This window comes from Shewanella indica (genome assembly GCF_033842865.1).
Classification (GTDB): domain Bacteria; phylum Pseudomonadota; class Gammaproteobacteria; order Enterobacterales; family Shewanellaceae; genus Shewanella; species Shewanella indica.
In genome coordinates this window covers 3,549,901-3,572,981 of sequence record NZ_JAWXXR010000001.1, presented here as the reverse complement: position 1 = coordinate 3,572,981, position 23,081 = coordinate 3,549,901, and the positions used below count along the sequence as shown (strand labels likewise).

The window sequence follows — 23,081 nt, the reverse complement described above, 5'->3', positions numbered from 1 at the left end:
AAAGGCGAATGCCGGTCAAGCAAAAATCCGCCTTAATCTCCGTTTGCGTGTTTGCTGAGCAAAGGCGATGAAAAATACTTCAATCAGTGTTCGTTTAAGCGGAATTTACTTACCTCATCGCTCATTTTGTTGGCGTCTTTAATCAGCAGTTCGTTGAGTTTGCCAAGCTCATTGGCTATATCTTGGGTATTGCGGTAGATATCACTGATCTGCATCGCATTGCGATTCACCTCTTCTGATACGGCCGACTGCTCATGGGTTGCGGCAGCTATCTGTTCATTCATGCTATCAATAACTTCCACGTGTTCAACTATGCGCCTGAGCTCCTCACCGGCGCGGTTTGCCTCATCAACACTGATGCCGGCCTGAGCCTTGCCTTTGGTGATAGCGGCTACCGCTACTTCGGCGCCCTGTTTGAGCCTTTCTGTCATATTACGGATATCTTCAGTGGAAGATTGTGCCCGCTGCGCCAGATTACGCACCTCATCGGCCACCACGGCAAAGCCGCGGCCCATTTCGCCGGCCCGGGCGGCTTCGATGGCGGCATTAAGCGCCAGGAGATTGGTCTGCTCGGCTATGCCACTGATGACCTCCAACACACTGACAATGCCGTGAATATCTTTATCCAGTTTGGATATTGCATCGGCGGCATAACTAATTTCTTCAGCCAGTTCATTGATGGCCGATGCCGTGCGCCCCACTTCCAGGCTCCCTTCCCTGGCCTCAGTGCTGGCTTGATTGGATGCTTCAGAGGCCCGTACCGCGTTGGAGGCAATTTCCTGTACGGTTGAACTCATCTCTGTCATCGCAGATGCCACTTGCTCTGTCTCGCTGGAGCCAACCGCTACATCGGCCTGCATCTGAGTAGAATGCTGTTCCATCTGTTGTACCACTCCCAGCAAGGTCTTGCTACTGGAGCGAACCCGCAGTATCACCAGCTCAAAGTCGGCCATCATACTATTGAAGGATTCGGCCAGCTCACCAAACTCATCTTTACCCGTATGGGGCAAACGCACACTTAAGTCATAGTGAGCCCGGGCTCGGGTAACGCCCTGATGCAATTCCCGCAAGCTGCCATGCAGATATTTGAGTATGATGCTGGAGACCAGACTGACAATGATTAAACCAAACACCATAACCCCAAGTACTATCCAGGTCTGGTTAGTAGCATTTTGCTGTTTGTTCAAGGTCTCGGCCAGGAGTTTATTCGACAGCTTCTGCTCAAATTCATGTAACAGATTGATGCGTGCTGTCGACTGATTAAACCAAATCTCCGGAGATTGGGACTTGAGATCCTCGGCTTTCTGGCCATAAGCCAACTCCCTCAAGCGAGCGACTTCGGCGACAGCAGCTTGGGTTTGCAATGCCTGTAAATCCTTGCGAGCGGTTTCATCAGCCAAGGCCACAAACCTTTCCTGGTAAGCGTTTTGTTCAGAGACCAAAGTGATAAATTTACGGTAGACACCGGGTTTGAACTCACTCTGTCCGAAGGTTGAACTGAGTACCGCCCGCTCGATACCTGCGCGTTCCTTCATCTGCAAAAACGCCGAAAAAGCGGCGGCCTTGATGGCAATCTGTTGATCGCCGCCCTTCTGCACACTAAGATCGACTATCGACAGCAGTAATTTATTCAGCTCAGTGTAAAATGCCACTTCTTCGGCAACGCTTATCCCTTGTATATCTACCAGATTGCGAATGTCTTGCAAACGGGCAATGCTACTTCTTGCCTTCGTTAAATCGGTAGCAAAATCGGCGGGAAGCTGATGATTATTCAAGAAATCATTAAATTGCTGGAGTTGTTTATCTGTGAGTTGCCGCTGGCCCGGTAGTTTATCGGCAAAACTCTTGCCCTTGGAACCGAGATAACCCGCGCTCATGCCGCGCTCTTTTTGCAGTTCATGTACCAGCGCCGAGTTGACCACCGCCAACTCGCTGAGATCCAGCACCTCTTCCAGACCATTGGCGAGCGACAGTCGATCGCTGAACAATAAAATACCAAATAGGGTTGCCGCGATAAAAGGCGGCAGGATAACCAAGAGAAATTTGTGTTTCAGAGGAAGATTTTCAATCCATTGCCATTTCATTGATGCATCCTTTAAGCAGCTAACTAATTCATTTATTAATATGAAATTTATTTTTCAGCATACGTTGGCAAGTATAGTCGATGCCAATGGATGTCAATGGAAAAAGAGCCTACAAATGTAGGCTCTTTATTGGCTTGTCGAATAAAAAACAGTTTAAGCTATTCAGGCGTTGCCTTTGACCTGCATGTTGAGGGTTTTGGCAAAATCCAACATTCGAGTCAGAGGCACCAAAGCGCCTTGACGCAGCGCTTCATCGACGAAAATCTCATGTTGACTGTTATCCTGGTTTTCCAGCGCGCTGGCAATCGCCTTGAGACCATTCATTGCCATCCAGGGGCAGTGAGCACAGCTGCGGCAAGTGGCACCTTCACCGCCGGTTGGGGCTTCAATCAGGGTCTTGCCCGGCGCTGCCTGTTGCATCTTATAGAAGATGCCTCTATCGGTGGCCACGATAAAGGTATCATTGTCCATGGTCTGGGCAGCTTTGATCAACTGACTGGTTGAACCTACGGCATCGGCCATTTCCACAACACTCGCCGGAGATTCAGGGTGAACCAGAATGGCGGCGTTCGGGTGCAGCGCCTTTAATTGACGCAAGGCGTTGGCCTTGAATTCATCGTGCACAATACACTCGCCCTGCCACATCAACATCTCGGCACCAGTTTGCTTGGCAATATAACTGCCCAAGTGACGATCCGGCCCCCAGATGATCTTCTTGCCTTCGCTGTCCAGGTGTTCCACGATCTCCAGCGCTATGCTGGAAGTCACTACCCAATCGGCCCGGGCTTTGACCGCAGCCGAAGTATTGGCATAGACCACTACCGTGTGATCCGGATGCGCGTCGCAGAAAGCACTAAACTGCTCAATAGGACAACCAACATCCAGAGAACAGGTGGCTTCCAGAGTCGGCATCAGAATGGTTTTTTCCGGGCTCAGGATCTTGGCGGTTTCCCCCATAAACTTAACCCCGGCAACGATGAGCGTTTTGGCGGGATGATCACGCCCAAAACGCGCCATTTCGAGCGAGTCGGAAACGCAGCCACCGGTTTCCTCGGCCAGAGCCTGAATTTCAGGGTCCGTATAGTAATGGGCAACCAGCACCGCATTCTGCTCTTTGAGCAGTTGCTTGATCCTGGCTTTGTATTCGCTTTTTTCCTGTTCAGACAAGGGAACCGGTTTTGGCGGGAAAGGATATTGAATATTTTCTATGCTTGGTGCTACCTGACTCATAACAGACCCAATGCGACTAATACTGTTGGCAATTATACGAAATCTGCCATCAAATCGTAACCACTTTGTGCTCAGGATCAAATAAAGCCATTGCCTTAAGCTGGCAGGAGTAATCTTGCTCCCGAAACACACCTAAAACAAGGCCCCGCAATGCGGGGCCTCCAATCTTATCTCATCGCCAACAGCATTTCCTGCGGCTGCTCGAGATATTGTTTCCACAGATTACAGAAGCGGGCAATGGTGCCGCCATCTATCACTCTGTGATCGCCTGACCAACTGACCTGCATCAGTTTACGAGCTTCCACCTTACCCTTGGCATTAAAGCGCGGCAGGGTTTGCACCTTACCCAAGGCCACAATCGCCACCTCGGGTTTATTGATAATGGGCGTTGCCACAGTGCCGCCCAGCGCGCCTATGTTGGAGATGGAGATGCTGCCATCTTTAAGATCGGCAGGCGCCACTCTACCTGAGCGCGCGGCCTGGGTCAGACGGGTGACTTCGGCAGCAACATCCAGAATCGATTTATCCTGTACATCCTTGACGTTAGGCACCAACAAACCGACCTTGGAGTCGACGGCCATCCCTATGTTGTGACGACCAAGATAAGTGAGTTCGGTACAATCTGCGTTCACTCGGCTGTTGATCACCGGAAACTCGGTCAGCGCCAGCGACATGGCCTTCATAAAGAAAGGCATCATGGTCAGCTTGAGCTCGTCATTGGAGTACTTGGCCTTCATCGCTTCACGAAGGGCGATAAGCTCGGTCAAGTCCAGCTCTTCGCAATAAGTAAAGTGCGGAATGCTGGAGACGGACTCTGTCATCATCCGCGCCATCACGGCACGAACGCCCTTGATAGGCTCTACCCTATCGCTTGCCGTTGCCGCTTTGCTGGCTTGCACTTGGCCCTCTGCCAAAGTTTGGGTTTGGGCTTGTGCCTGAGGAGTCGCCCCCTTGAGGAAACGCTCAATATCCTCTTTATAGACCCGGCCGTTTTTACCGCTGCCAGGCACTTTGGCGATATCGACATCCAGACTGCGAGCCATACGTCTTACCGCTGGGCTTGCAAGTGCCTTGCCCTGGGGCACCATACTGCAGGCGGCAGTTTGCGAGCTGCTCTGGGCTTGAGCCTGTGCTTGAGAGACGGCAGATGCTGAGCCTGATGGAGCACTTGTTTCAGCGGTTTGAGCCACGGCTGCACTACCGGATTCAGCGGTAACTTCAATGGCAAACAGTGGCTGATGCACCTGGGCCAACTGGCCCTTGCGGTAGTGCAGCTTGACAATTTTACCGGCCTTCATCGCCGGGATTTGCACCAGTGCTTTGTCTGTCATTACATCGCAGATAGGTTGATCTTCAACCACAGTGTCGCCTTCTGCGACCAGCCACTCCACCAGTTCGCACTCGACTATGCCCTCGCCGATATCCGGCAGCATAAAGTCTTCCACCTGGCTGCCGGCGCTAGCCGTAGTGTTAGTGCTAGACGATGCAGCAGTATCGGCGCTGGCTGCAGGTACAGGCGCTTCGCTGTCTGCAGCATCCACTTCCACGGCATACAAAGGCTCATGCACCTTGGCAATTTCACCCTTGGCGTAATAAAGCTTACTGATAACACCCGGGAAAGGCGCAGGAATTTGCACCAGTGCCTTGTCTGTCATCACATCACAAACAGGTTGATCTTCGGCGACTGTATCCCCCTCTGCCACCAACCATTCCACCAGTTCACACTCGACAACACCTTCGCCTATGTCGGGCAAAATAAAATCTTTAATCATCCTGGCTCTCCTAAAAATTCACCGAGGCCTTGATGGCTTCAAAGGTTTTAAGCGCATCCGGCATATATTCTTTTTCATGGATTAAGGGATATGGCGTATCCAGACCACAAACCCGGCTGATGGGCGACTCCAGATACAGGAAACATTCCTGTTGGATGGTAGCGGCAATTTCACCGGCAAAACCACCGGTCAGTGGCGCTTCGTGGTTGATAAGCAATCTGCCGGTCTTTTTCACCGACTCGGCCACGGTTTCCACATCCCAAGGGGCCAGAGTACGAAGGTCGATGACTTCGCAGTCAATACCTTCCTCTTTGGCCATATCGGCTGCTTTCTCTATGATTTCCATCTGCGCGCCCCAGGCCAGCAGAGTGATATCTTTACCTTCACGAACCACTTCGGCTTTACCCAGCTCCAGTTGATAATCGCCTTCCGGCACATCGCCGACAGAGGCGCGGTACAAGCGCTTGGGCTCGAAGAAGACCACAGGGTTGCTATCGCGAATGGCAGCCAGCAGCAAACCCTTGGCTTGGTAGGGGTTACGGGGAACCACCACCTTGAGACCGGGCGTTTGGGTAAAGTAGGCTTCCGGTGACTGGGAGTGGTAATGACCGCCGGCAATGCCGCCGCCATAGGGGGTTCTGAAGGTCAGGCCGCCGACATCAAACTCGTTGCCGCTTCGGTATCTGAACTTGGCTGCTTCGTTGACGATTTGATCGAACGCCGGGAAGATGTAGTCGGCAAACTGGATTTCCGCTACCGGCGTCATGCCGTTGGAAGCCAGGCCGTTGGCAAAGCCGGCAATCCCCTGCTCGGTAAGTGGAGTATTGAAGCAGCGCTCACGGCCAAACTTTTCCTGCAAACCGGAAGTTGCCCGGAACACACCGCCGAAATGGCCTACGTCTTCACCGAAAACCAGCATCTTGTCGTCGGCTTCCATCGCTATGGTCAGGGCATTATTGATGGCCTGTAACATATTCATCTGTGCCACGCTTATGATCTCCCTGCTGTTTTAGGATAGGCTTTCGGATACTTGGCAACATGGGCCTTAAGCTCGGTTAATTGCTGCTTGAGCGCCGCAGTCGGCTGATCAAAAACGTCTTCTATGATGGCTTCTATGGCTGGTGCCGGAACCTTTTCGGCCACTTTTACCGCGGCCAGCACTTCCTCACGATACTTCTCATACAGCTCGGTCTCGTCGCTTTCCTTGAGCCAGCCTTTGTTGATCAGCCACAACTTGAAGCGTTTCACAGGGTCGTGCTGTTGCCACTTGGCTTCTTCCTCTTTGGAGCGATAACCGGATGGATCGTCGGAAGATGAGTGGGCACCCAGGCGGTAGGTCATGGCTTCAATCAGCACAGGCGCGTTGTTTTCAAGCGCGTAAGCTCTGGCTTGCTGAGTTGCGGCCAGAACCGCCAACATATCGTTACCGTCGACTCTGATGGTGTGCATGCCATAACCAACGCCGCGGCTGGCTATGCCGTTACCGGCGTACTGCTCTTCCGTAGGGGTTGAGATGGCGTAGCCGTTGTTACGGCAAAAGAAGATAACCGGCGCTTTATGAACTGCGGCCATATTGAGACCGGCATGGAAATCGCCTTCAGAGGCAGCACCTTCACCGAAGTAACAGATGGCGACATTACGCTTGCCTTGCATCTTCAGCGAGTAGCCTACACCGGATGCCTGCGGGATCTGAGTCGCCAGCGGTGAAGAGATGGTTTGGTAGTTGAGTTCACGGCTGCCGTAGTGAATAGGCATCTGCCGGCCTTTGCCCAGATCTTTCTCATTGCTGAACATCTGGTTCATAAACTGCTCTGTGCTAAAGCCGCGATAACGCAGTGCGGCATGTTCGCGGTACTGGGCAAGGATCACATCCTTGTCATCCAGCGCGGCGGCACTGCCGATAACGGCAGCTTCTTCACCGATACAGGTCATGTAAAAACTGATCCTTCCCTGACGCTGGGCGCCCAACATACGTTCGTCCAGGACACGGGTAAAGACACAGGTATCGAATATCTTGCGTGACAGGGCTTCATCTATGACGGGCAATACCGCCTCTTCATAGGTGGTGCCGTCGGCCTGAAGTATTTTGAGTACAGGGATATGCAGCGAGTCCTTGTTCAAAAAACTCACCCGATGCACCGTCTCGTTCATATTTGTTGCGTTGCTCATAGTGTGCTCTTGTTGTCTCTGGGTTTGTCCGGCTCGAAACCGGCCCTACCGATTTTTTCAGTACGCGCCCCGAACATTACGTTAACGTAAACTAGCAAGCAACTCCCACCATGGGTGCTTTGCCAACTAGCATGGGATCGGCGCGTATATATTGGTTTACAATTCAGGCCAATGGCACCTCTTTGGCTTGAACCAGGCAGATTACTGTACGTTGGCCAATGGGCACCTTGGCGTTGGGAAACACCACGGCTTCCGAGTCCTGTTCTACTCGAATATCCCTGCCCGCTTCCCGCGCCAGCACATAACCCTTGGGGAAAGCGCTGAAGTTTTCCACATCACTGGCGAAGGTAAATTCAAAGTCGTCGGCCTGCTTATTGATGACCCTACAGACCTGATAGATATTGACCCGCTCAAGCGCCTGCTCCTCGAGTTCCAGCGATTGTTTGCAGATCAAACGACTCAGCATCTCCCGGGTAGCGATAAAACGTGTCATATCGTTTTGTCCCATGGGGTAAACCTTGCCCAGCTCAATGGTAAAGGCGTCGGCGCCAAACTGATTTGACGAGAAATAGCTGAAAGTGGTTGTGGGTTCGTGATGCAGCAACACGGTATCGACTCCGGCCGCCTCCAGGAACATCAATTGTTCACGGCTGTAAGCCTTACCCGGTCGATAGGGATAGATGGCAAACTTTTCATGTTTGGAGCCGCGAATGGCGGTGTGCAAATCGTAATGGATCCTTTGTCTTGCCCCTTGTGGTGCGTCTTCGAAGAAACGTGTGACATAAGTTTCCAGCTTCTTGGCGCGGATCCGCTCCGGGTTCACCAGCCCGGGGGGATTGGAATGCTCACCACTGAACAGTCGGTTGAGGTTTTCATCGACAATACGGGTGCCACGGTTAATTGCCGCCGGGTTACCGAATATGAAAAGTACTCGCTGCCCTACCCGTAGCTCTTGCTTCAACAGCGACTTGATAATGCCATTGCACAGCTCGATAGGTGCAGTTTCATTGCCGTGTACCCCGGATGACAGCACAATATCTTTATCACTTTGGTTATCCAGAGGCTCGAACAGCAAGACTCCTGTGTCCCAAATCGCTATCCGGGTGTGGTCGCCAAGCGTGCCGCTAACACTTTCCAGAGAATTGGGGTTATCCAGAGTCAATGACAGGAAGTCAGGATTATCCTTCAAGGCTTGTAACACGAAATACTCCTTCTTATTGCCGCTTTGGCTGTTGTTTCCATTAACGCTGCCTCCTGGGAACTTGTCAAAATGCGTTTGCTTGTTGAGACCAGCGCCAGAGAGCAAGGTTTCATAGTATCACAGCTTAACCTGTTGGCTATGTGACTAAATACCTCGCTTCGCAGGAGTTTTATCAAAACGGCTGTCGCCAAAAGCCACCTCGAGCTGGCCAGGGCCTATTCAAAAGAGAGCTAGCTATATGCACAAGTCAAAATCAGTCAAACACGACACTTGACAGGAAAACTTATTGCACATAATTTTAGCCATCTGGACATCTAGAAGGTAAATTAAATGGCGGTAGCAACATTCGGTGGCGGTTGTTTTTGGGGAGTAGAGTATTTCTTTCGCCAAGTACCCGGCGTAAAAAACGCCAGCAGTGGTTATATGGGCGGTGATGATAGAATCAATCGCTATGAAGAGGTAAAACAGGGCAACAGCGGCCATGCCGAAGTGGTTCAGGTGGAGTTCGATGAAGCCCAGGTTTCATTTACAGAGTTGCTGCAAGTTTTCTGGCGTAATCACAACCCTACCAGCCTAAATCGCCAAGGAGGCGATATCGGCACTCAGTATCGGAGCGTGATTTTTTTTCACAGCAAAGAGCAAAAGGAGCAGGCCGAGGCCTCAAAACTGGCATTAGCTCGTAGTGGAAAGTGGGGACAGCGGCACATAGTGACGGAAATTGTGCCAGTGAAACAGTTTCATCGCGCGGAAGAATATCATCAGGATTATATCCAGAAGAATAACCTGCCCAGTTGCCATCTGGAGTATTGATCCCCGGGAATAAAAAAGCGCAGCTGTGTTCACGGCTGCGCTTTTTTACTGAACTGGCAATCTCTTAAGCTCAGTTCGGCTTGCCTTTTAGGGCGCTGGTTATCAGCGCTCTCGCCTGTTCCAATATCTGCTGCAGATGCTGCTCGCTGACAAAGCTTTCGGCGTAAATTTTATAAAGTGCCTCAGTGCCTGATGGTCTGGCGGCAAACCAGCCGTTGTCAGTTAACACCTTAATACCGCCAATGGCACCATCATTGCCGGGAGCCTTGGTCAGTACCGCCTCAATCTTGTCTCCAGCCAAAGTCTCTGCCCCCAAGGTATCTGCATTGAGGGTGGCAAAACGCGCCTTTTGCTTGGCATTGATGGGGCTGTCTATCCGTTTGTAGAAGCAATCACCGTGTATGGCAGCCAGCTCTGCATAACGCTCGGCTGGATTTTTGCCGGTCACGGCGAGGATTTCAGCGGCCAGCAGCCCGAGAATAAAACCGTCTTTGTCCGTGCACCAAGTTGTACCGTCACGTCGAAGGAAGGCGGCGCCGGCGCTTTCTTCACCGCCAAAGGCCAGGCTGGCTTCACTCAAGCCACTGACAAACCACTTGAAACCAACCGGCACTTCACAAAGCTGGCGCCCGTGTGAGGCAACAATCTTGTCTATCATGCCACTGGAAACCAAGGTCTTGCCTATTTGCAGCGTCTGTGGCCAATCGGGTCTGTGTTCCAGCAGGTAATCTATCGCCACTGCCAAAAAGTGGTTGGGGTCCATCAACCCTGTCTCTGGGCAGACTATCCCGTGTCTGTCGTAGTCAGGATCGTTGCCAAGACAGATATCAAACTCATCCATGTGCTTAAGCAAGCCTGCCATGGCAAAAGGTGACGAGCAGTCCATACGGATCTTGCCGTCTTTATCCAGTGGCATAAAGCCGAAACTGGGATCGACCCGATCGTTGACCACTGTGATATTCAGCCCATAACGGTCGGCAATATGTGACCAATAATGGATGCCTGAGCCGCCCAGGGGGTCGACACCTATGCGAATGCCGGCATCTTTGATGGCTTGCATATTTATTACAGAGGCGAGATCGGCAACATAGGGCTCAATAAGATCGGTCTCTTTGATGAGTCCGATACTGGCGGCTACGCCATAGTTGAGTTTCCTGACCCCTTCCAGCTGCGCCTTGAGATAATCATTGGCTCGCTGCTCAATCCAGGCGGTAATCTCACCTTCAGCCGGCCCACCATGGGGCGGATTGTACTTAATTCCACCATCTTGCGGTGGATTGTGGGACGGGGTAATAATAATGCCATCACTGAGCTCGGCGGCATTTCGGTTTGCGCTAACTATGGCATGGGAGATAACAGGCGTTGGCGTAAAGCCCTGCCTCTCTTGCACCACCAACTTCACATTGTTGGCCAGCAAGACTTCAATGGCTGATATATAAGCAGCCTCGGACAAGGCATGAGTGTCCATGCCCAAATAAAGCGAACCTTCAATCCCCTGAGATTGGCGGTAATCTACCACTGCCTGGGTAATGGCCCAGATATGATTTTGATTGAAACTGCCATTGAAGGAGCAGCCCCTGTGCCCAGAAGTGCCAAAACTCACTTTCTGGGCAGGGTCATCACAGTTGGGGACAATTCGATAATAATGGCTCATCAGCCGCGGAATATTAACCAGATCCTTCTGTATGGCCCTTTTACCGGCCCGCTCATGAATAGCCAAAATAGTACTCCTTGATGACAGATGTTGATAAACAGATTTACGCTTTAATCGGCAGCGCCAGATCGGCTATCACTTTGGCCTTGTCGCCGTCGCAGCCCATCTTTTCCAGTACTTCGGTCAATATGGTGTGCTTCTTGGCAGTGTTGTTATTGGTGGTTACCCAAAAGCCACTGCTGCCGACTTCTTTGGGGTTGGCCGATTTACTGGCCTTCAATAGCGCTTCCTTCGAGGTGGCAAAGTAAAGACGGTCGCGCCCTTGAACCTGCAGCACCTGCTCAAACCCTTTTGGGTCCTGGTTATAGAGGCATTCGAGGGCAAACAAAAAACGGCCAACAGCCCCCTTTTGAGCTTCGATAGCCGCACTGCTGAATAGATTGTCAAAGTCCAGGGTTGACTCGGCCTCGGGTAATGTATTGGGACGATAACCCTGCTCCATGCTTGGCTGGCTGATGTCAGCCGGTGCCTTGGGTTCAACAGCCGTCGCATCCAAGCCCAGCAGTCGACGAAGAATGTCCGATGCACTTTCACCTATCCTTTCGGTTTTCCCGGCAATAAAGCGATACAGTTCCTCATCCACCTCAATATATTTCATGGCCCGATTCCTTTAGTTTCAACTTGTTCTATGTAGCCATCATGACATTGCCGTCACAGCGCCCGTGGTCGCGGCTACGAGATTTGGCTCAAAGTATGCCATAACTCGCCTGCGGGGGAAGGCTGAATCGCGCCAAAATGAGATAATTGGCTTACAAACCTAAGACTTGCACTGCAATTTGTTGAAAAAGCAATCAAAGCGATGTTTAATCCGCATCCATCCTTGTCAAATACCGGCCTTTGTCGCAGAATTTGCCCCCTGCTGAAATACCGGCAACAAACTCACTGTGAAGGGGGCTGTATGCACTTTATCTCGACCGGAAGCGGTAGTCCGGTATTGCTGATCCACGGCTTATTCGGTGATTTGGATAATCTTAAATCGCTCGGGACCCTGCTTGAGCAAAATCACCAAGTGATAAGAGTCGATTGCCCCAATCACGGCCAGAGCGAACATTGGCCGCAAATGGATTATCCAGGGCTTGCAAACGCGCTTGTGTCCCTGCTTGATAAACTGGCGATAGACAAGGTGCACCTGGTGGGCCATTCCATGGGCGGCAAGATTGCCATGGCAACGGCGCTGGCTTATCCGCAGCGGGTACAGTCTTTGACCGCCGCCGATATTGCGCCTGTGGCCTATTTGCCGAGACATGAAAAGGTGTTTGCCGGCCTAAGCAGTATGCCGCTGGATATTAAAGACAGACGTCAGGCGCTGGCACATCTTTTGAACCATGGCATCGACGAGGCGACGGCGCAGTTTCTGCTCAAGAGCTTACGCCGCACCGAATCCGGCTTTGAGTGGAAGATGAATTTACCGGGGCTGATTGACAGTTATCCGGCTATCATAGGTTGGCATAACGGCCCTGAGCGCTGCGACGGCCAACTGAGCTATCAAGGGCCCACCTTGATGATCCGCGGCAGTGAGTCAAATTATGTGACCGCCGCTTACAAAAAAGAGATTGTGACTCAGTTTCCTCAGGTCAAAGCCAAGACCCTTGAGGGGTGTGGACATTGGTTGCACGCCCAGAAACCTGCGATATTCAACCGTATAGTGTCCGACTTCATTGACAGTAACGATTAAAATCCAAGGCCAGGGCGTGGGTAAAGGCGGTAGCAGCCCCCGAACCAATATGCTATATTCGCGCCTCTTTTTGGCTAGGGAACACCGGGAGGCTGCAGCGTGTTGAACCAGTATATGCAACAGATAGAAGCCGTTGGACTGGATCTGTTTTTCGCAGCAATTTTCTTTTTTATCGGTATGGCCATCAGGGATGTACTCAATCAGGGTAACGTGCCTAAGTTTGGTCGCTTTATTGTTTGGTTGGTACTCTTCCTTGGTTGTGCAGGCTTTGTCGTCAAGGGGATAATTCAAATGACCTGGGAAGGCTCAGGTATAGGTTAAACATCAGATTTCAAATGGCAAAAGAAGCAACAGATAGAACAACCATAGACCTTTTTGCCACTGAAAAGCGCCGCGGACGGCCTAGAAGCAACCCTCTGCCCCGCGAGCAGCAGCTCAAGGTGAATAAACGTAACCAGATCATGCGGGATCGGGCGAAAGGTCTGAAACGAATAGAGTTAAAAGTGTCACAAGATTTATATGACGCCTTGAATGAGAAGGCTTTGGCCAGTAACATCAGCCGCAGCCAGTTAATAGAATTGATCCTTCAGGAGCAGCTAGGTTAGCCCCTGTCAGGAAAGATCGAAGTAGATAGCGAACTAGACATTAAAGGAAAGACAATGGCAACTGTAGGTCTTTTTTTCGGTAGCGATACAGGTAACACCGAAGCTGTAGCCAAGATGATCCAGAAGAAACTGGGCAAGAAGATGGTTGAGGTGAAAGATATCGCCAAGAGCACCAAAGAGCAGATCGCCGAATACGACCTGCTGATCTTCGGGATCCCAACCTGGTACTATGGTGAAGCTCAATGTGACTGGGATGACTTCTTCCCAGAGCTGGAGCAGATTGATTTTACCGATAAGCTGGTAGCCATTTTCGGTTGCGGCGATCAGGAAGACTATGCCGAGTACTTCCTTGATGCCATGGGCATGATCCGCGATATCGTTGAAGAGCGCGGCGCAATAGTCATTGGCCACTGGCCGACTGACAGCTATAACTTCGAAGCCTCTAAAGGGCTGGTTGACGACAAGCACTTTGTTGGTCTGGGTATAGATGAAGACCGCCAGCCTGAATTGACCGAAGAGCGTGTCGACGCCTGGGTTAAACAGATTTACGAAGAGATGTGCCTGGCCGAGCTGGAAGACTGATATTCGCTCCCCGGTATGTCTCCGGCGGCCTATATGGCCGCCTTTTTATTGGCTATTACTCAGGAAAATAGAAACAAGATGCAAGCCGACAATCTGCGTCATTGGGATATCTTCTGTACTGTGGTGGACAACTATGGCGACATAGGCGTTACCTGGCGCCTGGCGCGGCAGCTGGCCGGCGAATACGGTATTGAGGTACGCTTGTGGGTCGATGATCTCAACAGCTTCGCGCACATTTTACCTGAGCTAAACCCGGCCCTTGTCAGTCAACACTTTGGTGGTGTTGAAGTCATCCACTGGCGCGCTCCCCTCCCCCTGACCTGGCAACCGGGCGAAGTTTTGATAGAAGCCTTTGCCTGCGACTTACCCTCGGAGGTGCTTACAAGCCTGCCAGAGCTCGCCAAGGCGCCCAAATGGATAAACCTGGATTATCTCAGCGCCGAGAGCTGGATAGATGATTGCCACGGCCTCAGCTCACCGGCACTCAAAGGAGTCAAAAAGACCTTTTTCTTCCCGGGCTTTACCCCAAAGTCAGGTGGACTCATCTGCGAGCAATCCCTATTTAGCGAGCGTGATGCCTGGCAAGCAACGCCTGAGCACGCTTTGGCCCACTTTGCAAAAATGGGGCTGAGTGATATTAGCACTGATGATTACCTCATCAGCCTGTTCAGCTACGAGACCCAAGCCTTGCATGCGCTGCTTGAGCTTTGGCAACAGAGTGAGCGGCGGGTACAATTGTTAGTCCCCAAGGGGCGCAGCTTAGGCTGTATCGCGCCTTTGCTTGAGCAATTTAACCAAGACTCCGGACCCAAGGTCGACTGGCAAGTTCCCGCCAGTTGGCAAGCCGGTCAGAGTTTCAGCCGCGGCGCACTCAAGGTGCAAGTCCTGCCGATGACAGATCAAAACGGCTATGATCGCCTGTTGTGGAGCTGTGATTTCAACATAGTTCGCGGCGAAGACTCTTTTTTAAGAGCACAGTGGGCCGGCAAACCTTTTATCTGGCACATCTATCAGCAGGAAGAGCAAGCTCATCTGCTAAAATTGGATGCTTTTATGGCACGATACTGCGATAATCTGCCTCCCCTTGCCGCCCAAACCTGGCGAACGCTGAATACCGCGTTCAACTGCGGCCAGGGAGATCAAGCCAGCCAAAGCTGGCTGGCACTGAATTCTGCCATGCCGACATTGATACAACACGCAAAAAAATGGCCGGCTGAAGCAATAAATGAAGCAGATCTGGCAAACAGGCTAGTGCTAATGGCCAAAACCGGCTAAGATTCTGCGCTGAATTGAAAAACCGTTTATATAGGAACATACGTAATGAAGACTGCTCAGGAAGTCCGCGCAGGTAACGTTATCATGGTTGACGGCAACCCTATGGTTGTACTCAAGACCGAGTTCAACAAATCCGGCCGTAACGCTGCTGTGGTAAAGATGAAGCTGAAGAACCTGCTGCAAGGTTCCGGTACTGAAACTGTATTCAAAGCTGACGACAAGCTGGAAGATATTCAGCTCGAGCGTCTGGAATGCACCTACTCTTACTTTGCTGATCCTATGTATGTCTTTATGGACTCAGACTTCAACCAGTATGACGTTGAAGCCGAAAACATGGGTGACGCCATTAACTACATAGTTGATGGAATGGAAGAGATCTGTCAGGTCACTTTCTACGAAGGCAAAGCTATCTCTGTAGAACTGCCTACTACTATCATTCGCGAAGTAGGTTACACCGAACCTGCCGCCCGTGGTGATACCTCTGGTAAGGTAATGAAGCCAGCCTCTATCGTAGGTACAGATCTGAAGCTGATGGTTGCCGACTTCGTTAAAGAAGGCGACAAGATCGAAATCGATACCCGCACCGGTGAATTCAAGAAGCGCGTTTAATTAGAGCGCCCTCCTTTGTAAAAGCCAGCATCATTGCTGGCTTTTTTGTATTTGAGTTATTTCTCGCTTCACCTGGAGTAGCTCAATTATCCGGGTTACGCTGAGCCAGTACGCGCTCAACTGTATCGACTATGGTTTGAGTCTGACTGTCGATTTCAATATTCAGCCAGTCCCCTTCCCGATAATCCTCTAGATTGGTCAATCTGAGAGTCTCAGGAATAAGATGCAGCATAAAGCGGTTACCTTTGACCTTGCCGATAGTGAGACTGCAACCATTGATACCGATAAAACCTTTGTAGAAGATGTATTTCAACCAGGCTTCAGCCACTTCCAATTGCATATTGTAATGGCTGTCACTGACGTCCAGTTGCACCAACTGCGCTTGGGTATGTACGTGGCCGGAGAGAATATGGCCCCCCAGCTCGGCGCCAAATTTGAGTGACCTCTCTATATTAACCTTGTCACCCACCTTAAGGCCGACAAGATTAGTCACTGCCAGAGTCTCTTCCATTACGTCGAAAAACGCCCTATCATCAGCAAGCTGGGTTACCGTCAGACAAACGCCGTTATTGGCGACACTCGCTCCTATTTCCAATCCCTCACGCAAGGCAGGAGGCAGAGCGACTTCGAGGGTATTTAACCCCGGCTTTTTCTCGATCGCCAGGATTTCACACTTGGCTTGAACAATACCTGTAAACATTTTCTCACTCGCTTAGTTGTTAGGGCTGCTTTCATGAATCACACCGGCTTTCAGGCCAAACGCTTAGTTCAACTGGCTTTGCCTGTGCTTATTGCACAGCTTACCCAGACAATGATGGGGTTTATTGATACCCTGATGGCCGGCAGAGTCAGTGCTGTCGACATGGCAGCCGTCGCTGTCGGAACCAGTCTCTGGCTACCGGCCATTCTGTTCGTTCAAGGCCTGTTACTGGCATTTACTCCCATGTTCGCCCATCATCATGGTGCAAATAACCAAAAGGCGATTCAGCCACTTGCCTTTCAGGCTGCCTATATTGCCATAACAGGTGCCTTGGGTGTGATGCTGTTTCTGGCATCTGCGCCACATATTTTAGATTGGATGGAACTGGAGCCCGAACTCAAGCGCCTGACCATAGGTTATCTTGACGGCATTCTCTGGGGCGCGCCGGCCTTTGTGCTCTATCAAGTACTCAGGGGCTGCAGCGAAGGGATTTCCTATACCCTGCCGACCATGGTCATCGGCTTTGTCGGTCTGGCGGTGAATATCCCCGCCAACTATATCTTTATCAATGGTCACTTCGGCATGCCCGCCATGGGCGGCGCCGGCTGTGGTGTCGCTACCGCTTTGGTATTTTGGGCTATGTTGTTTGCCATGGCCATCTATATGCAGTGGCATAAACGCTTTGCCGAACTGGCGCCTTTCAAGGCATTTCATAAGCCTCATTTACACACCATTGTTGAGATGACCAAGCTGGGCATGCCTATTGCCATGGCGCTATTCTTTGAGGTCAGCCTCTTTGCGGTGATAGCCCTCTTATTGGCGCCTCTCGGTGCCACTGTCGTGGCCGGGCACCAAATTGCACTGAACTTCTCCTCGATTGTGTTTATGTTGCCACTCTCCATTGGGATTGCCGTTTCAATTCGGGTCGGTTATTACCTTGGGCGTGGTCAGAGCGAGGTATCGGCGCTGGTGACCAAGGTGGGATTATCCATCGCCTTCTCTCTGGCCATGCTCACTGCGGTGGCAACTGTGGTATTCAGGTATGAGATAGCCCTGCTCTATAACGACAACCCCGAAGTGGTTACTCTGGCAGGCAGCCTGATGCTGATGGCTGCCCTGTATCAACTATCCGATTCAATTCAGGTGGTTGCCGCCGGAGCCCTGCGCGGCTACAAGGATACCCGCAGCGCCTTTTTCATCACCTTGTTTGCCTATTGGGCAGTAGGTATGACCCTGGGTTATGTATTGGCGTATACCGATTTTCTGGTGCCCGCTATGGGGGCACACGGATTTTGGATTGGGCTTATCGCCGGTTTAACCGTAGCGGCTATACTCTTTGCCATTCGCTTGAGATATATACAGAAAAGCGGCAAGCAGTTTGACGTCATCTCAGATGAGGCGACGAATTAAACCAAATACGATCAAAGCCCCGGCAAGTTGCGCAGCAATTCGCCACTCGATAAAAAAATCTGTTTTTTTACTTGCAACTAGCGGCTGCTCGCCCTTAATATAGCGCTCGTTCGAGGGCGACAGCCTGAAAAACACAGTACACCCGTAGCTCAGCTGGTTAGAGCACTACCTTGACATGGTAGGGGTCGGTGGTTCGAGTCCACTCGGGTGTACCAAAATTTGCAATACACCCGTAGCTCAGCTGGTTAGAGCACTACCTTGACATGGTAGGGGTCGGTGGTTCGAGTCCACTCGGGTGTACCAAATCAACCTGCTTAAAGCAGGTTTTTTTGTGCCTGAAATTCCCCTTTCCCGCCATTCAAATTTGCGTTTCCTCTTGCTCTTGTCTTTTCATTCACGCAAAAAGAGTAAGCACCTCTACTGAATGGTATTTTTTGTAAATCAAGCCCTACTTTTTGCATATTGCTTACTTGCTCAGGCCATGGAATCATGGGGTATAGACCAAAGTCCTTTGTCGACAGGGAAATCCATGAGCCAACGTACTCTGCACACGCTGTTCAAACCCGGTTCCATCGCCGTCATAGGTGCATCCAATCGCGACAAACGAGCAGGCAATGTAGTAATGAAAAACCTGCTCTCGGGCGGCTTTGCCGGGCCGATTATGCCGGTCACTCCCAAATACCATGCAGTGATGGGCGTGCTGGCCTACCCCAATATCGAATCTTTACCGATCAAACCTGATCTGGCCATCATCTGTACCCGTGCCTCCAGCGTGCCGGCAATAGTGGAAACTCTGGCCCAATTTGGCTGCAAAGTGGCTATCATCATGGCTTCAGGCATGGCAGATGAATTAAACGACCAAGGCGAAAACCTGCTTGAACTAACCCAAGGTAACGCCAGACGTTACGGCATGCGGCTCCTCGGTCCCAACAGTTTGGGAATGATGTTGCCACCTTTGGGCCTCAATGCCAGTTTGGCCCATGCAGGCGCGCTGCCCGGCAAGATAGCTTTTGTATCCCAATCAGCAGCCATCTGCACTACAGTGCTCGACTGGGCCAACAACAAAGGGATCGGTTTCTCTTCCTTTATTTCGCTTGGCGATGCCACCGACATAGACTTCGATGAATTGCTGGATTTTCTTGGTCGCGATTCCCGTACCAGCGCCATCATGCTCTATATAGATTCGGTCAATGAGAAGCGTCACTTCCTGTCAGCAGCCAGAGCCGCAGCCCGCCATAAACCTATACTGGTGATCAAATCAGGTCGCAGCGCCGAGGGCGGTAACGCTGCCAAACTGCACACCGGAGGTATAGCTGGTAATGACGCCGTCTACGAGGCCGCCTTTCGCCGTGCCGGTATGCTGCGGGTCACCGACTTGGTTGAATTGTTTGCCGCACTCGAGAGCCTAGCTCACCTCAACCCACTCAATGGTGAGCGTCTGTGTATTCTTTCCAACGGTGGCGGCCCGGCCGTGCTGGCGGTGGATGAACTGGTACTCAAAGGTGGCAAGTTGGCACAATTGTCCGAAGCCACCCTGGAGAAACTCTCTCAGTTGTTGCCCTCTACCTGGTCCGGGCAAAACCCGGTGGACATTATAGGCGATGCCGGCGCCGAGCGTTACAGCCAGGCACTGTCGGTATTAATGGACAGCGATGAGCTGGACGCCATCTTGGTACTGCACTCCCCTTCGGCCCTTGGCGAAAGCGTCACCATAGCCGATGCCTTGATTGAAACTGTCAAACAGCACCCGAAACGTAATCGGGTAAGCATCTTAACCAACTGGAGCGGGGAAGATGCCGCTTACCGGGCTCGAAAGCACTTTTCCAAGGCGGGGATCCCAACTTACCGTACCCCCGAGGGCGCCGTGCGCGCCTTTATGCATATGGTTGAGTATCGCCGCAACCAAAAACTGCTGCAGGAAGTACCACAATCGATACCGGATTCAATTCCCACGGATAGCGCTACCGCCAGAAGTTTGCTGCAGCAAGCCATTGCCAAAGGCAAACGAGTACTGGAAACCCATGATGCCCGCAACATACTCAACGCCTATGGCTTGGATACTATAGATACTTGGTATGCCAAAGATGCCGCCGAGGCTGTCGCTATTGCCGATAAGGCAGGCTACCCTGTGGCATTAAAAGTGCAATCACCGGATATTTTGCATAAATCAGACGTTCACGGGGTGATGCTGAATCTGACATCGGCAAATGAGGTCAATCAGGCCGCAGCAGCCATTGTCGAGCGGGTCCACACAGCTAACCCTGCCGCTTCGGTCGAGGGCATGATAGTGCAAAAAATGGCGCTTACCGCCGGCGCACAAGAGCTCAGAGTTGCGGTAATAAGCGATCCTGTATTTGGCCCAGCCATCATGCTCGGTGAAGGTGGCTCCGAATGGGAACCCACCCGGGATGCTGCAGTCGCTTTGCCGCCACTGAATATGGCGCTAGCGCGCTATATGGTGATCCAGGCACTCAAGACCCAAAAGATCCGCGATCGCCACTTGCCCCAAGGCTTGGATATGCGCGCCCTATGCCAGATGTTGACTCAAATCTCGCAGCTTATTATCGATTGCCCCGAAATCGAAAGTTTGGATCTCAATCCTGTATTGGCGGCGGGCGATAAAATTACCCTCTTGGATGTCAATCTGCGTCTGAATCCGGAAGTCACGGATAATGCCGGCCGACTGGCCATTTTACCCTACCCCAAAGAGCTGGAAGAAAAAGCCAAACTGCGTAATGGCCTTGAGGTGATGTTGCGGCCGATACTACCGGAAGATGAACCCAAACATCTGGACTTTGACAACTCGCTTACGGATGAAGACAGATACAAGCGCTATTTTGGAGTACGCTCGCGTATGACTCACGAAGAGATGGCGGTATTGACCCAGATAGATTACGCCCGTGAAATGGCGTTTATCGCCACCATAAGAGATGAAAATGGTGAAGAGGAAACCTTGGGCGCAGTGCGAGCCTCTATCGATCCGGACAACACTGAGGCGGAATTTGCCATGGCAGTTCGCAGTTCTCATCAGGGTATTGGCATAGGCAAGTTGCTGCTGGAGAAGCTAATCAACTACTACCGCACCACGGGCACTCAGGTGTTAACCGGCTTCACCATGTTTGAAAACCGCAATATGGCCAGCCTCGCCAAGAGTCTTGGCTTTACTGTCACCTTTGATATGGAAGAACACCTGATCAAGATGCATATGGAGCTGCCGGGCAAGGAGCCATAGACTCCCCTTATTTAACACCTAAAAACCAATAACCCGGCCAACGCCGGGTTATTGATCATTTGAGCAGACAGTCTCAGCGACGACACAGGGCGATTAAATCCAATTCAGGCAGGTACACCTTGCTGCTGACATCGAATAGCCCTAACAGTGTATCGAACAGGTTGTCGTGGGAAACACGCTTCACCGCAGCTTCCCTTGCCAGGCAGTCATCATTCAGCCCAAGTTGTTGCTTGAACTGATTGGAAAACCAAGCCATCCAAGGCACCCGTGTTTGTTCACTCGGCGCTATGGCATAGGGAGAGCCGTGTAGATACATGCCCTTCTCCCCCAAGGATTCACCGTGATCAGACAGATACATCATGGCGGTATCATAGTCGCCACTGCGGCCCTTTAGCTGCTCGACCACCTGAGAGACGATATAGTCGGTATACAGAATCGTGTTGTCATAGGTATTGGTGAGCTGCTCGCGGCTGCAGTTTTGAATGTCACTGCGCTGGCAATCCGGGGTAAAGCGACGAAATTGCTCGGGGTAGCGCAGATAATAGGTAGGTCCGTGACTGCCGATGATATGCAACACTATCAAGCGATCCTGACCATTGTTCGGCTGCAACAAGGCTTGTTTGAGTTCATCAAGCAGTACCTGATCCTGACAAAACTGACCGTCGCATAACTTGGGATCGGCATTCAGCGCTATCAGCTTGTTTTCCACCCTGTCACACACGCCTTTGCAGCCACTGTCATTATCAAACCACTGCACTTTCACACCGGCGTAGTTGAGCACATCCACAACGGTATCCTGAGCCTTGGCAACTCGGGAGTGATAATCTTCCCGGCTCATTCGGGAAAACATACAGGGCAAAGACACCGCCGTGGCGGTGCCACAGGAGCTGACATCGCCGAAGATCAGCGGTGAAATCGCCTTGGTGTAGACATTGGTTGGCCTGTCATAACCATAGTATTGATAATTTTGCGCCCTGGCGGTTTCACCGACCACCAGTACCATCAGTCTGGGTTTGGTTGCACCGGCTGATTTTACCTGCTTGGCATCTGTACCCAATTTTTGATATTCGAGCGGCTTTTCCAGGTAGTGCTGATTGATGTATTTGGCCGCCGAACCGACAAAATAAGTCGGCACTATGTAACGTTTAATTTCATCATGATTGCGGCCAAAAGCCAGATAGTTCTGCATATAGAAAAAGCCAATCACCACTATGATGAGCACATTCGCTACTATGTATAGCGCCTTGTACGCCAGTTCCTTGCCTATGGGCTTATAGTCAACCTGAATACGATACAAAAGCAGCGCAGGCAGAGCCCCGGTCAACAGCAGGTTTAATATTGATGCCCAGTTCACATAAGTCATGGCTTCTGCGCTGTTGGTTTGAAAAGTGTTTTCAATCATGCCGGTATCGAATACTACGCCATATTTGAACGCGGCAAAAAATACCCCAGATGAACACAGCAGCAACACAATAAAGAAAGGTTTGAGAATATATTTAAAACTGAACAGGGAAAACAGTATCCCCAAAGCCGAGATCAAGAAGATGGGAATGGTCGCCACAAACAAAGGGTCCACATGCGCTTGGCTCTCGAGCCCCTGTTTGACTATAGTAAAAAAAGGCACATTGAACACGGCCACAAAAAACAGTGCCAGTACAAAGGTCAGGCGATTGACGGAGATGGAATTCAACACACTCATTCCTAAATGACGGTTAAAATTGATGCAAGGCCCAGCAATTTCAACTTATGGTTAACTAAATGTTAATATAACAATTTTATCTTAAGGTTCCCTTATCGGTTCCTACATCGCTCATGGGGCCGAATTAAGCTTTCAGACCCTATGCCAATGGGGAAGTTCGCGATGCACCATACGCTAAAACTGCGGTATAAAAGGTTAAAAGAGTCGCTTGATAACTCAAGAGCCGCTTTGCATGCAAATGTCCCGCAATTGTAAGTTGGAGACGCATTAAGCATGGCAAACTGAAAATCGTCAAAATGTCTCTGAGAGTAAAT

General features: G+C 51.2%; 19 protein-coding genes and 2 tRNA genes. 11 read left to right on the top strand and 10 right to left on the bottom strand.

Annotated features, from left to right (window positions below):
- Nucleotides 1-83 precede the first annotated feature (83 nt).
- The 6 genes from SIL79_RS16005 to astE all read right to left on the bottom strand — a co-directional run bounded on the left by SIL79_RS16005 (nt 84) and on the right by astE (nt 8,456).
- Nucleotides 84-2,084, bottom strand: a complete 2,001-nt coding sequence (locus SIL79_RS16005; protein ID WP_039033004.1) for a methyl-accepting chemotaxis protein — start codon at nt 2,082-2,084, stop codon at nt 84-86.
- Nucleotides 2,085-2,246: 162 nt separating this feature from the next.
- On the bottom strand, nt 2,247-3,314 hold the full coding sequence (gene nadA / locus SIL79_RS16000) for a quinolinate synthase NadA (RefSeq protein ID WP_039033005.1): 1,068 nt from the start codon (nt 3,312-3,314) through the stop codon (nt 2,247-2,249).
- A gap of 167 nt (nt 3,315-3,481) precedes the next feature.
- Nucleotides 3,482-5,086, bottom strand: a complete 1,605-nt coding sequence (locus SIL79_RS15995) for a dihydrolipoyllysine-residue acetyltransferase (RefSeq protein WP_319619512.1) — start codon at nt 5,084-5,086, stop codon at nt 3,482-3,484.
- Nucleotides 5,087-5,096: 10 nt separating this feature from the next.
- Nucleotides 5,097-6,074: an alpha-ketoacid dehydrogenase subunit beta gene (locus SIL79_RS15990; RefSeq protein ID WP_039033007.1), complete on the bottom strand. Its 978-nt coding sequence runs from the start codon at nt 6,072-6,074 to the stop codon at nt 5,097-5,099.
- A gap of 2 nt (nt 6,075-6,076) precedes the next feature.
- The gene (locus SIL79_RS15985) at nt 6,077-7,255 is read right to left on the bottom strand and encodes a thiamine pyrophosphate-dependent dehydrogenase E1 component subunit alpha (protein ID WP_039033008.1); all 1,179 of its coding nucleotides are present in this window, start codon (nt 7,253-7,255) and stop codon (nt 6,077-6,079) included.
- Between the two features lie 163 nt (nt 7,256-7,418).
- Entirely contained in the window at nt 7,419-8,456 is a 1,038-nt protein-coding gene (gene astE, locus SIL79_RS15980) for a succinylglutamate desuccinylase (RefSeq protein ID WP_071476040.1), read from the bottom strand.
- Nucleotides 8,457-8,786: 330 nt separating this feature from the next.
- Between astE and msrA the strand changes: the two genes are divergently transcribed.
- Nucleotides 8,787-9,266, top strand: coding sequence for a peptide-methionine (S)-S-oxide reductase MsrA (gene msrA, locus SIL79_RS15975; protein WP_039033010.1), 480 nt, complete (start codon nt 8,787-8,789; stop codon nt 9,264-9,266).
- A gap of 70 nt (nt 9,267-9,336) precedes the next feature.
- Here the strand turns inward: msrA and pgm are convergent, their stop codons facing one another.
- Both pgm and seqA read right to left on the bottom strand, forming a co-directional pair.
- A complete protein-coding gene (pgm, locus tag SIL79_RS15970) occupies nt 9,337-10,986 on the bottom strand; it encodes a phosphoglucomutase (alpha-D-glucose-1,6-bisphosphate-dependent) (protein ID WP_162206362.1) in 1,650 nt (549 codons plus the stop codon).
- Nucleotides 10,987-11,023: 37 nt separating this feature from the next.
- Nucleotides 11,024-11,578 (bottom strand): replication initiation negative regulator SeqA, encoded by a 555-nt coding sequence (seqA, locus tag SIL79_RS15965; RefSeq protein ID WP_039033012.1) that lies wholly within the window; start codon nt 11,576-11,578, stop codon nt 11,024-11,026.
- A 300-nt stretch (nt 11,579-11,878) separates the two neighbouring features.
- Here seqA and SIL79_RS15960 point away from each other — a divergent pair, with 300 nt between their 5' ends.
- From SIL79_RS15960 to efp, 6 genes are all read left to right on the top strand, one after another.
- Entirely contained in the window at nt 11,879-12,655 is a 777-nt protein-coding gene (locus tag SIL79_RS15960) for an alpha/beta fold hydrolase (RefSeq protein ID WP_039033013.1), read from the top strand.
- Between the two features lie 99 nt (nt 12,656-12,754).
- The gene (locus SIL79_RS15955; RefSeq protein WP_039033014.1) at nt 12,755-12,976 is read left to right on the top strand and encodes a DUF2788 domain-containing protein; all 222 of its coding nucleotides are present in this window, start codon (nt 12,755-12,757) and stop codon (nt 12,974-12,976) included.
- 14 nt (nt 12,977-12,990) lie between these two features.
- On the top strand, nt 12,991-13,260 hold the full coding sequence (ybfE, locus tag SIL79_RS15950; protein WP_025010403.1) for a LexA regulated protein: 270 nt from the start codon (nt 12,991-12,993) through the stop codon (nt 13,258-13,260).
- Between the two features lie 54 nt (nt 13,261-13,314).
- Complete coding sequence (gene fldA, locus SIL79_RS15945) at nt 13,315-13,842, top strand: flavodoxin FldA (RefSeq protein ID WP_039033015.1); 528 nt, start codon at nt 13,315-13,317, stop codon at nt 13,840-13,842.
- Nucleotides 13,843-13,920: 78 nt separating this feature from the next.
- Complete coding sequence (gene earP, locus SIL79_RS15940) at nt 13,921-15,117, top strand: elongation factor P maturation arginine rhamnosyltransferase EarP (protein ID WP_071476051.1); 1,197 nt, start codon at nt 13,921-13,923, stop codon at nt 15,115-15,117.
- 45 nt (nt 15,118-15,162) lie between these two features.
- Nucleotides 15,163-15,726 (top strand): elongation factor P, encoded by a 564-nt coding sequence (gene efp / locus SIL79_RS15935; RefSeq protein ID WP_039033016.1) that lies wholly within the window; start codon nt 15,163-15,165, stop codon nt 15,724-15,726.
- An 82-nt stretch (nt 15,727-15,808) separates the two neighbouring features.
- Here efp and SIL79_RS15930 read toward each other — a convergent pair whose 3' ends face one another.
- On the bottom strand, nt 15,809-16,426 hold the full coding sequence (locus SIL79_RS15930; protein WP_144361478.1) for a riboflavin synthase subunit alpha: 618 nt from the start codon (nt 16,424-16,426) through the stop codon (nt 15,809-15,811).
- Nucleotides 16,427-16,459: 33 nt separating this feature from the next.
- Here SIL79_RS15930 and SIL79_RS15925 point away from each other — a divergent pair, with 33 nt between their 5' ends.
- From SIL79_RS15925 to SIL79_RS15910, 4 genes are all read left to right on the top strand, one after another.
- Nucleotides 16,460-17,836 (top strand): MATE family efflux transporter, encoded by a 1,377-nt coding sequence (locus tag SIL79_RS15925; protein WP_039033018.1) that lies wholly within the window; start codon nt 16,460-16,462, stop codon nt 17,834-17,836.
- A gap of 138 nt (nt 17,837-17,974) precedes the next feature.
- A tRNA-Val gene (locus SIL79_RS15920) sits at nt 17,975-18,051 on the top strand.
- 11 nt (nt 18,052-18,062) lie between these two features.
- A tRNA-Val gene (locus tag SIL79_RS15915) sits at nt 18,063-18,139 on the top strand.
- Nucleotides 18,140-18,365: 226 nt separating this feature from the next.
- Nucleotides 18,366-21,068, top strand: a complete 2,703-nt coding sequence (locus SIL79_RS15910) for a bifunctional acetate--CoA ligase family protein/GNAT family N-acetyltransferase (RefSeq protein WP_039033019.1) — start codon at nt 18,366-18,368, stop codon at nt 21,066-21,068.
- Nucleotides 21,069-21,141: 73 nt separating this feature from the next.
- Here SIL79_RS15910 and SIL79_RS15905 read toward each other — a convergent pair whose 3' ends face one another.
- Complete coding sequence (locus SIL79_RS15905; protein ID WP_319619496.1) at nt 21,142-22,767, bottom strand: phosphoethanolamine transferase; 1,626 nt, start codon at nt 22,765-22,767, stop codon at nt 21,142-21,144.
- Nucleotides 22,768-23,081 lie beyond the last annotated feature (314 nt).

Coding starts and splice junctions, on each gene's coding strand:
- SIL79_RS16005 (WP_039033004.1), bottom strand. CDS start 2,084: ATGAAATGGCAATGGATTGAAAATCTTCCTCTGAAACACAAATTTCTC.
- nadA (WP_039033005.1), bottom strand. CDS start 3,314: ATGAGTCAGGTAGCACCAAGCATAGAAAATATTCAATATCCTTTCCCG.
- SIL79_RS15995 (WP_319619512.1), bottom strand. CDS start 5,086: ATGATTAAAGATTTTATTTTGCCCGACATAGGCGAAGGTGTTGTCGAG.
- SIL79_RS15985 (WP_039033008.1), bottom strand. CDS start 7,255: ATGAGCAACGCAACAAATATGAACGAGACGGTGCATCGGGTGAGTTTT.
- msrA (WP_039033010.1), top strand. CDS start 8,787: ATGGCGGTAGCAACATTCGGTGGCGGTTGTTTTTGGGGAGTAGAGTAT.
- seqA (WP_039033012.1), bottom strand. CDS start 11,578: ATGAAATATATTGAGGTGGATGAGGAACTGTATCGCTTTATTGCCGGG.
- SIL79_RS15960 (WP_039033013.1), top strand. CDS start 11,879: ATGCACTTTATCTCGACCGGAAGCGGTAGTCCGGTATTGCTGATCCAC.
- ybfE (WP_025010403.1), top strand. CDS start 12,991: ATGGCAAAAGAAGCAACAGATAGAACAACCATAGACCTTTTTGCCACT.
- fldA (WP_039033015.1), top strand. CDS start 13,315: ATGGCAACTGTAGGTCTTTTTTTCGGTAGCGATACAGGTAACACCGAA.
- earP (WP_071476051.1), top strand. CDS start 13,921: ATGCAAGCCGACAATCTGCGTCATTGGGATATCTTCTGTACTGTGGTG.
- efp (WP_039033016.1), top strand. CDS start 15,163: ATGAAGACTGCTCAGGAAGTCCGCGCAGGTAACGTTATCATGGTTGAC.
- SIL79_RS15930 (WP_144361478.1), bottom strand. CDS start 16,426: ATGTTTACAGGTATTGTTCAAGCCAAGTGTGAAATCCTGGCGATCGAG.
- SIL79_RS15925 (WP_039033018.1), top strand. CDS start 16,460: ATGAATCACACCGGCTTTCAGGCCAAACGCTTAGTTCAACTGGCTTTG.
- SIL79_RS15910 (WP_039033019.1), top strand. CDS start 18,366: ATGAGCCAACGTACTCTGCACACGCTGTTCAAACCCGGTTCCATCGCC.
- SIL79_RS15905 (WP_319619496.1), bottom strand. CDS start 22,767: ATGAGTGTGTTGAATTCCATCTCCGTCAATCGCCTGACCTTTGTACTG.